This window comes from Wolbachia endosymbiont of Nasonia oneida (assembly GCF_009012935.1).
GTDB classification, from domain to species: domain Bacteria; phylum Pseudomonadota; class Alphaproteobacteria; order Rickettsiales; family Anaplasmataceae; genus Wolbachia; species Wolbachia pipientis.
Map to the genome: position 1 here is coordinate 230,940 of NZ_QESS01000001.1, position 10,193 is coordinate 241,132.

The following is a 10,193-nucleotide window of genomic DNA, read 5'->3' on the forward strand; positions in this document are numbered from 1 at the left end:
AACCTGGTGCTCAACTGAAATGGTTTTCAAAAAGGCTAATATACCGTCCATTTTAATTTTTAACCGAAATATAAAAGTCATTTAAAAAATAAACTCAAGTGGCAATTAACCGGTTTTTTAAAGTCGCCTATAACCTACTCTAACTACTTACGCATACAGGTGGACCAGCTGCATTTCATGATATTAGTAGACATAAACCTAGTTATTGTAAGATAATTAAAGGCATCACTCAAAGGAAGATAAATGTGTGGCCTATTCTTCAAAGTAAGGTTTTAAGGAATAAGAAGCTGTTCTGAGTTTTGTGATTTCCAGTAAAATTGAAAAATTAGGAACAAAAACATACTATACTTAACTCACTGAATTTCTATGCTTTTAGCCACTTAGTGTGTGAAAATATTACTTTTCCATTTTCAAAAGACTTAATGAATCAGATCGCCCTAAATAAAAATACAACACAGAGACAAAAATATGAAAAACCTGCTATTGCATTTTGGATAACCTAAAAAAAGATGAAAGACAAATGCTTACAAAAAACAAGATGGCTAATAATATCGTTTTAAAAAGATTCTACGACTCCAGGGTACAATTATACTACTAAGACCTAAGTTACTTATGTAAGGTAGCTTAAAACCCGATTATGAGGCACTTCTAAATTATCTTTTACCTTAAACTTTTACTTACTACAAAAAACCTTGTTTCATTTTATCATGTTTTTTATTTGTTGTAAAATATTTTTTCAAAAAAGTGAACAGCTTTTGTAATTTAGGTAAATATATATAACAAGAGCTGGTTATTTTGGAGGTCTTATTGAAATATAACGACTTTTATTTAAAACTCTTAAGGAAATATTTTAAATAATCTCTATAAACAAATTGTAGGTGAAGATAAAGAAAAAAGTTTTGCCATAAACATAAGCTACAAAACTCTCTCAATAGTTCAAGATGGAGACAAATTTATTTATTTACGTCTCCAATTTTATCGCGTACAATGGAGACAAAGATTTATGTTTTCACTAGGGTGGTTCACCCCTTGAAATTAAAACAAAAGCAAGATGTCAAACACAGATAGCTCAACTACAAGCTGGTTTTTGTTGTAGTTATTTTCTCACTTTCTTTACTTGCTTTAATCAATTCATCAAAGTCAGATTCATGTAATTTATCTTGTATAACTCTGTACTTTTCGTATTCTCCTTCAGCTAGAGCTTTTGCAACTTCAGCACTAACTTTACCAGCATCTTTAAGTACTTCATAATCATTGAACAATAGAAATGCATCCAACTTTTCAACCCAATTCTGCATTTTCATTAGCCGATGCTTTCTTGCTTGAAGTTCTGCATAATCTAGATACATTGAAACAATGTGATTTAGTTCACTTAATTCTTTTTCAGTCAAGTAGTTTTTTGCAACACTTACATCACTCTTATGAATTTTATTACCTAGACCATCTTTCCAAGTAGTTAGTCCCATATGTGGTTTTTTATGATCAACTCGAGAATATATTAGCTCTGCTGCAGTCAAGCCGTAAATCGCCCAATATAATTTATTCTGTACTTTTGCATAAAATTGTTTTGTTATTTCTGAATTTGGATCATAGTCTGCAGAGCATTCAGCATAAATGTCAGTAATCTTCTGGTAAAACCTACGTTCGGATGCTCGTATTTCCCTGATTTTTTCAAGTAACTCATTGAAGTAGTCTTTACCGAACTTCCTTCCGTTTTTTAGTCGTTCGCTATCTAATGCAAATCCTTTGATAATAAAATCCTTTAAAATTTTCGTAGCCCATACTCTGAACAATGTTGCTTTTTTAGAATTAACTCGATAACCAATAGCTATAATTGCATCCAAATTATAAAATTGTGTAGGATACTGTTTACCATCTTCAGCAGTATTCCGGAAAATCCGGATAACTGAATCTTTATCTAACTCTTGACTAGCAAATATGTTCTGTAAATGCTCACTAATTGTTCTAATATTAACATCAAACAACTCTGCCATTCTTTTTTGTGTAAGCCAAATGTTTTCATCTCGATACAAAACATCAATTCTCACGTCTCCATCTGGAGTTGTATATAATAAAATTTCGTTCCCATTTATTATCATATCTACTCTACCTTACTTCAAGTAGCATATGGGTTATTTGTAAAAAAGACAAGCAACTGTAAAACTCTAAAAATAGAGAACTATCTGCTTTATTCTTTAGCTGATAAGCAGTTTTAAAATTATTTTAACTTTTTTTTAGAAAATCCCGGAAAAAGTGGTGAGAAATCCGGTATATATATAATAGAAGGGCATTGATGTAGTTTGTGGATGTGCTTCAAATACAAAAGCTTTAAGTGTCAATTCAAAACTCGGCAAACAAACATTGAATATACTTGTATTTTTTTAGATGAGGTAAAAACTTCATTTTAAAGCTAGGTGTAACTTTATAGATCAATCTCAGCACCTCATCAAAGAATGCACTTAGTACCCTTTAAAACTTAATTAAATGGTATTTTTAGTAATCTTACTGTTACAAAACAAACTTGCAAGCAACGGTTTTTATCCTTTGCAAAAAAAATTGAACAGTTTTTGTAATTTTGGTGAATATATATAATAAGAAAACAACTTTCTGCAGTAGCACATAATTCTCGAATTTCCGTTGTTGGTCTACAAAAACCTATGAATTGCTAGTGTATTTTGCAGAAACCAGACGATATTTTGGAGTAAGTGCTACTTGTAATTTTAATAATAGCAAATGTCAATCCTAACACTGGACCTCGGCAAACAAACGGGCTGGGCAATTCTGACAGATGGAGCAATTCAAAGTGGGAGCAAAAGCTTTCATGGTAGTCGTTTCAGTGGAGGTGGCATGTGCTTTTTGAGTTTCCGTAATTGGCTTAACTCTTTAGAACATAAGTTCACTGCAGTGTATTTTGAGGAAGTAAGAAGACATTTAGGAACAGATGCAGCGCATTGCTACGGTGGTTTTCTGGCTGTTCTCTCTGCTTGGTGTGAAGAGCATCATGTGCCATACAAAGGTGTTCCTGTAAAGACTATAAAACGCTTTATAGCAGGCAAAGGCAATGCAAGTAAGAGTGAAGTTATTGAAGCTGTAAAGGAAAAAGGATTTTCACCTAGAGATGATAATGAGGCGGATGCTTTGGCATTAATGTTTTACGCTATGAATCTTGGTAAAGATTTTAACACATAAAAAATACCATAAAAGTGGGTCCTTTCGGCCATAATGGCGGGTTTGGTGGGTCCGACCCCAGGCCTTCTCTAGCGTCAGATATATTTTGAATATTAACTTTTTAATTATTAAGATATGAATTTAGCAATCCACTACTATCCTACTCGAAACCTAGTTGAATATGAGCGTAACCCACGTAAAAATGACGATGTGATCAACAGAATGTGTGCTTCTATTCGGGAATTTGGCTTTCGTATACCAATAGTTGCAAAAAGCGATGGAACTGTGGTTGATGGTCATTTAAGACTTAAAGCAGCAAGAAAGCTTGGTATGGAGAGTATTCCAGTGGTTTTAAGTGATAATTTAAATGAACCACAAACCAAAGCTTTTCGATTACTGGCCAATCAATCAGCTAATTGGGCAAAGTGGGACGATGAGCTTTTAAAAGTGGAAATTCAGGAGCTAGAAGATTTACAGTTTGATCTTAAAATGACTGGATTTGAATTGGAAAAAGTTCAACGGTTTCTTGATGATTTAGATGGTGAAGAAGAAGATCTTTCTGACTTAGTTGTTGATAACAAAAAAGTAGAAATAACAAAACCAGCTGATCTATGGATTTTAGGTGATCATCGAATCTATTGTGGTGATAGCTCTTTAGTTGAATCATATAAAGCGGTATTAGATAATAAAATGGCAGATATTACCGTATGTGATCCTCCATATAACGTTGATTACGGTAGCAGTCAGGAAAGAGAAGAGAAAAAAATATTAAACGATAATCAAGGTGAAAAGTACGAACTTTTTCTCTACGACATCTGTTCCCATATTTTAGCATATACGAAAGGTGCAATTTACATCTGCATATCATCATCAGAGTTTTCAACGTTACAAAAAGTATTTGAGGAAGCGGGAGGGAAATGGTCAACATTTATCATTTGGGCAAAGAATCACTTTACGCTAGGAAGATCAGATTATCAAAGACAATACGAAGCAATGCTCTATGGATGGAAAAGCGGCAATAAACGTGAGTGGCATGGGGGTAGAAATCAAAGTGATCTGTGGTTTTATGACAAACCAGTGCATAACTCATTACATCCAACAATGAAGCCAGTAGAGCTAATGGAAAGAGCAATAGTTAATAGCAGTAGATCAGGAGATATCGTACTTGATCCATTTAGCGGCTCTGGAAGTACACTGATTGCATGCGAGAGAACAGGAAGAATTTGTAGGACAATAGAGCTAGATTCAAAATTTGTAGATGTAACCATAAAACGTTGGCAAGTGTACACAGGTAGGGAAGCAATTCTTTCTGGTACTGGTAAAACCTTTTCAGAGACTCAAGAAGAAAATTCGTAAAAAGGAGCGAAAAGAGAGGAGGAAAAGAGTGGAGGAAAAGAGTGGAAAAAATCACGCAAACAGAATGGGCAAGAGAGATAGGAGTATCAAAGCAATATGTCTGTTATTTAGTAAAAAAAGGAATAGTTAAGTTGGAGGATGGTTTGATCGACCGAGAACAAGCAAATGAAGCAGTAGCGGCAATAAGAGATCCAAGTCAGCCACTGAGGAGGAAAAATCCAGAAAATACAAGTAACCTTTCCACGATGTTGCTAAAAACTAGAATAAAAAATGAAATGGAACGTGGTAAACTGCTTGAGGCAAAGGCAAAAGCTGAGATTGGTGAACTTGTAGCAGTAGAGGAAGTAAAAACTGAAGCATTTAATGTAGCAAGAGTTGTCCGTAATAATCTGCTTAATATTCCAAATAGAGTTTCAGCACTACTTGCATCACTGAGTGACACTGAAAAGATTCATATGGCGCTAACTGAAGAGATTACAAACTCGCTTGAAGAATTATCTAACACTAAATTTCAAATATAAAAAGATTTTAAATATAAAATGGCTGATAACTTAAGTTTGGAGTTAATAAAGTGTCTCATTAATCAACCTGGATTAGATGTTAATGTTAGAGGGTTAAACGGAAAAACACCACTACATTGCGCTATAGAATTTGACGAATTAAACATGGTGGACTTGTTACTCACGAAGAAGAACATTAATCCTTTTGTAGAAGATAATGATGGTAAAACATCTCTTGATTACGCCAAAGAGGGAAAAAAAGCAGAAATATTACAAGCGCTAATTAATAACAAGTACGGGTCAGAACAAGATAGCTTACTTCATTTGGCTGCAATGATAGGTGAAGTTAATGCAGTTAGATATTTGATAGGAAAAGGTGTTGACGTTAACGTACGAAATGCTCTGCATCATACGCCATTACATCTAGCAGCAGGCATAGGACATGCAGAAGTTGTAAAGATTTTGATAAGAGAAGGAAACGCTGAAATAGATGTCTTTGATGCGCGAAATCAGACACCAATGCACTATGCAGTTAATAATAAAAAGTTGGAGATAGTAAAGTTACTGCTGAAGCTTGGAGCAGATGTGAATAGTGCACGCATGGGACAAAACTCAATGAAATTGTCACCTGTTCATATAGCTGTAAGTAATACTAATTACGATGAAAGAGACTTATGTCTTGATATCCTCAAATGCTTAATAAAGGAGCCTAATGCTCAAGTCAATTTGCAAGACTATGAAAATAAAACACCACTACATTACGCTGAAAGACTTAAAACAATAGAAGTTTTACTAACGCGAGAAGATATAGACCCTCTGGTAAAAGACGATAGCGGCAAGACACCATTTGATTACGCTAAACCTGAGATAAAGAAGACTTTGATGAGCAATAAGTATGGTTCTGAGAAGAATAGTCTACTCCATTTAGCTGCACAAAGAGGAGAAATTGAGATTGTAGATGCAATTTTAAAAGAAGAAATCAATATTGATATTGTAAATAATAAAGGTCTATCACCGATTTATCTTGCTGCAGAAAAAGGGCATTTACATGTAGTAAAGTTATTGCTGAAAAAAGGAGCAAACTATACACCTGTTCTGCACTTAGCAATCAAGTCAAATAATTTAGAATTGCTAAAAACTTTATTTAAAGAAAAGAGTATCAAATTACCAGATGAGATAGGCAGATCTGTACCAATTTATTATAGGTGTATGGAGCATAGAGATGCAAAAGTAAGAAAATACAATAATGTAATCTGTGTTTCTACCTCAGTAAGTGCAGTAGCAATAGCGGTATATATAGGGTTAACAGCAATAACAATAAGCAATGCAATCATTTTTGCAACAATAACAGGGATATTTGCGCTTGTTATAGCAATAATGATAAGTGAGGTGAGCAAAAGATATATAGAAAAGGAATTTCAGAAAAAGATGCTTATGGAGATGGAGGAGTGTAGTTCTATTGTTAATGATGTCGAGATAGAACCAGTTATGAGTAGATGCAGACAATGATATACGCTACATCTTTTTCTGAAGGTTTAAAACCGGATCCGCAGCTTAAAGTGTCAGAGTGGGCAAATGAGTATCGAGTTTTAGCGCCAACTGCAGCATCAGAGCCAGGTAAATGGAGAACGGAAAGAACTCCTTATTTAAAAGAAATCATGGATTCACTTTCTCCGTCCTCACCAGCAGAAAAAGTAGTATTCATGAAAGGAGCGCAGATTGGAGGAACAGAAGCTGGTAACAATTGGATAGGCTACATCATTGATCAGACACCAGGTCCAATGTTAGTTGTGCAGCCAACAGTTGAAATGGGAAAACGTTGGTCAAAAGGAAGATTTGCGCCACTGATTGAAAGTACACCATGTTTAAAAAGTAAAGTAAAAGACCCAAGGTCAAGAGACTCAGGCAATACTGTACAAAGTAAGGAATTTCCAGGTGGAATAGTAGTAATAACTGGAGCAAATAGCAGTGTAGGCCTCCGATCTATGCCAGTAAAGTATCTCTTTCTTGATGAGATAGATGCCTACCCAGGAGATTCAGGAGGAGAAGGAGATCCAGTACTGCTCAGTATTGCTCGAACTAACACTTTTGCACGTAGAAAGATTTTTTTAGTATCAACACCAACGATTCATGGAATAAGCAGAATTGAGAAGGAATTTGAAGCAACAGATAAGAGATACTTTTTTGTACCATGCCCGCATTGTAATTACTATCAAGTTCTAAAGTGGTCACAAATAAAATGGGAAGATAAAAATCCAAATACAGCACACTATATATGTGTAGAATGTGGTGAAAAGATAGAAAATCATCAAAAGACAGAGATGCTTGAGCGTGGAGAATGGAGGCCTACTAGTAGAGTAAAAGGTGAGAAAAAAGGATTTCATCTTTCAAGTCTTTATAGTCCAGTTGGCTGGTATAGTTGGCAACAAGCAGTAGAGGATTTTCTGCATGCAAAGGAAAGTGAACAATTACTGAAGGTTTGGATAAATACTACGCTTGGAGAAACCTGGGTAGACAAAGGAGAAGTACCAGACTGGAAGCAATTATTTAACAGAAGAGAATTTTTTCCCGTAGGCACAGTACCAAAAGGCGAAGTGGTACTCACAGCAGGTGTTGATGTCCAAAAAGATCGTTTAGAAGTAGAAGTTGTAGCATGGGGAAAAAGCCGCGAAAATTGGTCAATAGACTACCAAGTATTTGAAGGAGATACAGGAAGTGGGGAAGTATGGGGAAGGCTTTCAGAGTTACTCAATCATCATTTTATCGGTGAAAATGGTCTTGAATACATGATAAGCATGATGGCGGTTGATGCAGGGTATGCAACGCAGGAAGTGTATAATTGGGTAAGGAGTCATCAAGGCTCTGGAAGAGTAATGGCAGTGAAAGGTGTAAATAAAGCACTAGTACCACTTAGCAGCCCAAGTAGAGTAGATATCACAGTTGGTGGTCAAAAGCTAAAGAGAGGAATAAAGCTCTGGCCAGTAGGAGTATCGATATTAAAGTCAGAGCTTTTTCAATTACTTAATATTTTAAAAGAAGAAGGAAAAGCTCTACCTGGATACTGTCATTTTCCTGAGTACGCACCTGAATATTTTAAGCAGCTAACAGCAGAGCAATTAGTCAGCAAGGTAGTGAAAGGATATACTAAACAAGAGTGGCAAAAGGTAAGAGAAAGAAATGAAGTACTAGATTGCCGAATTTACGCAAGAGCAGCATCTATTGCGCTTGGAATTGATCGTTGGCCAGAGAGTAAATGGAATAGTTTGAGTGAAAAACCAGAAAGTAAAAAATCAAAGAAAATAGTCAAAAGCAAGTGGATCAGCAAGTAGTAAATGTATAACGAAGAATATTTAATTCAAGTCGAAGAAGCGATAAAAAAACTGCAAAATGGAGAGCGAGTAGTATCAATTGCTTATGGTGACCATGTGGTGAGATATGCAGAAGTAGATATAAATGATTTACTCAGCCTCAGACAACGTATTAAAGCTGAGTTAAAAGTTGTAGGTGTAAAGCCAAAGCGCAGGATTGTTATTGCGACAGATAAAGGAATTATATAATAGTGAAAACTATTTAAAGGATAACCAATGGTAAAAATTATAGCAAAAGAATATACAGAATTTTTAGAGCAACTCAAAGAACAGATTGCTACTAGTCGTTATAAAGCAGCACTAGCAGTAAATAGCAAGCTTATTGTGCTTTACCACCATATTGGTACAGAGATCTTAAAGCGCCAAAAAGAACATGGCTGGGGTGCTAAAATCATAGATCAGCTAAGTAAGGATTTAAGAAGCGCATTTCCAGAAATGAAGGGGTTTAGTGCTAGGAATCTTACTTATATGCGCCAATTTGCTGCAGAATATCAAGATACTGAATTTACGCAGCAGGTTGCTGCACAATTGCCTTGGTTTCATATTGTAGTTATTTTAGATAAAGTAAAAGATCGAAAAGAAAGGCTATTCTATTTTCAAAAGGCTATAGAGCACGGTTGGTCACGTAGTATAATGGTAATGCAAATCGAACGTGAATTGCACAAACGTCAAGGAAAAGCTGTTACTAACTTCAAAGATAAGTTACCTTCTCCCCAGTCAGATTTAGCACATTATACATTAAAAGATCCATATATTTTTGATTTTTTGAGTATAGGAGATGACGCTCATGAAAGAGAAGTAGAAAAAGGTCTTGTAGGCCATGTGGAAAAATTTCTGCTAGAGCTAGGGGAAGGATTTGCATTTGTTGGTAGGCAATTTCACTTAGATGTTGGAAATAAAGACTTCTATATTGATTTATTGTTTTACCATTTAAAGTTACGTTGCTTTGTGGTAATTGAGCTAAAAGACAAAGATTTTAAGCCAGAATATGCAGGAAAAATGAATTTTTATCTTTCAGCAGTTGATGATTTACTTAAACATGAGACAGATCAACCATCTATAGGATTAATTTTATGTAAATCTAAAAATGATGTACTAGCAAAGTACACGCTAAAGGATATGACCAAACCGATAGGACTTGCTGAGTATCGAATTACTGAAAGCCTACCAGAAAAGATAAAAACAGCGCTACCAACAATAGAAGAGTTAGAAGCTGAATTGTTGAAAATTTCAGATAAAGAAAAGTAATGCTACTCAAATCATTCAAACAACTATTTAACAGACCAAAGATAAAAAGTTCAGCATGGGATGCAGCAGGGTCAGGAAGAAGATTTTTTCACTTTCAACCAGAGTCAGGAAGTATAAATAATTTGCTGTCTCAAAGCCTTGAAACTTTACGTAGTAGATCACGTGATATGGTGAGAAAAAATCCATATGCAGCAAATATCATTGATACAATAGTAAGTAACTCTATTGGAACAGGAATAAAACCACAATCAAAAGCAAGAGATGGAGAATTTCGAAAGAAGGTGCAAGAATTATGGCTAAAATGGACAGATGAAGCAGACAGTAGCGGAGTAAGTGATTTTTATGGATTACAAGCTCTAGTATGCAGAAGTATGATAGAGGGAGGAGAATGTTTTGTACGTTTAAGAACGAGAAAGCTGGAAGATAGATTTTCTGTACCATTACAACTGCAAGTACTTGAGTCTGAACATTTAGATAATAAAACAAATCAAACTTTAGGAAATGGTAATAGACTTCTTTCGAAACTAGGATAAAGTAGTAAAAATAGTAATTT

8 protein-coding genes and 1 pseudogene are annotated in these 10,193 nt (G+C 35.0%); 8 read left to right on the plus strand and 1 reads right to left on the minus strand.

The window, feature by feature from the left end:
• Window positions 1-1,073: 1,073 nt before the first annotated feature.
• Window positions 1,074-2,099, minus strand: a complete 1,026-nt coding sequence (locus DEF52_RS01030; protein WP_236717750.1) for a virulence RhuM family protein — start codon at window positions 2,097-2,099, stop codon at window positions 1,074-1,076.
• Between the two features lie 634 nt (window positions 2,100-2,733).
• Between DEF52_RS01030 and DEF52_RS01035 the strand changes: the two genes are divergently transcribed.
• The 8 genes and pseudogenes from DEF52_RS01035 to DEF52_RS01070 form a co-directional block, all read left to right on the plus strand.
• Window positions 2,734-3,189 (plus strand): crossover junction endodeoxyribonuclease RuvC, encoded by a 456-nt coding sequence (locus DEF52_RS01035; RefSeq protein ID WP_077188271.1) that lies wholly within the window; start codon window positions 2,734-2,736, stop codon window positions 3,187-3,189.
• 114 nt (window positions 3,190-3,303) lie between these two features.
• Complete coding sequence (locus DEF52_RS01040) at window positions 3,304-4,524, plus strand: DNA modification methylase (protein ID WP_151807611.1); 1,221 nt, start codon at window positions 3,304-3,306, stop codon at window positions 4,522-4,524.
• Between the two features lie 41 nt (window positions 4,525-4,565).
• Complete coding sequence (locus tag DEF52_RS01045; RefSeq protein WP_151807612.1) at window positions 4,566-5,045, plus strand: hypothetical protein; 480 nt, start codon at window positions 4,566-4,568, stop codon at window positions 5,043-5,045.
• A gap of 18 nt (window positions 5,046-5,063) precedes the next feature.
• A complete protein-coding gene (locus DEF52_RS01050; protein WP_151807613.1) occupies window positions 5,064-6,533 on the plus strand; it encodes an ankyrin repeat domain-containing protein in 1,470 nt (489 codons plus the stop codon).
• The gene (locus DEF52_RS01055) at window positions 6,530-8,353 is read left to right on the plus strand and encodes a phage terminase large subunit family protein (RefSeq protein WP_151807624.1); all 1,824 of its coding nucleotides are present in this window, start codon (window positions 6,530-6,532) and stop codon (window positions 8,351-8,353) included. The genes DEF52_RS01050 and DEF52_RS01055 overlap by 4 nt, the downstream gene beginning before the upstream one ends.
• Before the next feature lie 3 nt (window positions 8,354-8,356).
• Entirely contained in the window at window positions 8,357-8,581 is a 225-nt protein-coding gene (locus DEF52_RS01060; protein WP_151807614.1) for a gpW family head-tail joining protein, read from the plus strand.
• 27 nt (window positions 8,582-8,608) lie between these two features.
• Window positions 8,609-9,640, plus strand: a complete 1,032-nt coding sequence (locus DEF52_RS01065) for a PDDEXK nuclease domain-containing protein (protein ID WP_151807615.1) — start codon at window positions 8,609-8,611, stop codon at window positions 9,638-9,640.
• Window positions 9,640-10,149, plus strand: a pseudogene (locus tag DEF52_RS01070) (phage portal protein); the annotation flags it as partial. The gene DEF52_RS01065 and the pseudogene DEF52_RS01070, both read left to right, overlap by 1 nt.
• Window positions 10,150-10,193 lie beyond the last annotated feature (44 nt).

What these genes read in the sequence shown, in the direction of transcription:
- DEF52_RS01065 (WP_151807615.1), top strand. Translation starts at nt 8,609, where the DNA reads ATGGTAAAAATTATAGCAAAAGAATATACAGAATTTTTAGAGCAACTC.
- DEF52_RS01035 (WP_077188271.1), top strand. Translation starts at nt 2,734, where the DNA reads ATGTCAATCCTAACACTGGACCTCGGCAAACAAACGGGCTGGGCAATT.
- DEF52_RS01030 (WP_236717750.1), bottom strand. Translation starts at nt 2,099, where the DNA reads ATGATAATAAATGGGAACGAAATTTTATTATATACAACTCCAGATGGA.
- DEF52_RS01060 (WP_151807614.1), top strand. Translation starts at nt 8,357, where the DNA reads ATGTATAACGAAGAATATTTAATTCAAGTCGAAGAAGCGATAAAAAAA.
- DEF52_RS01050 (WP_151807613.1), top strand. Translation starts at nt 5,064, where the DNA reads ATGGCTGATAACTTAAGTTTGGAGTTAATAAAGTGTCTCATTAATCAA.
- DEF52_RS01055 (WP_151807624.1), top strand. Translation starts at nt 6,530, where the DNA reads ATGATATACGCTACATCTTTTTCTGAAGGTTTAAAACCGGATCCGCAG.
- DEF52_RS01040 (WP_151807611.1), top strand. Translation starts at nt 3,304, where the DNA reads ATGAATTTAGCAATCCACTACTATCCTACTCGAAACCTAGTTGAATAT.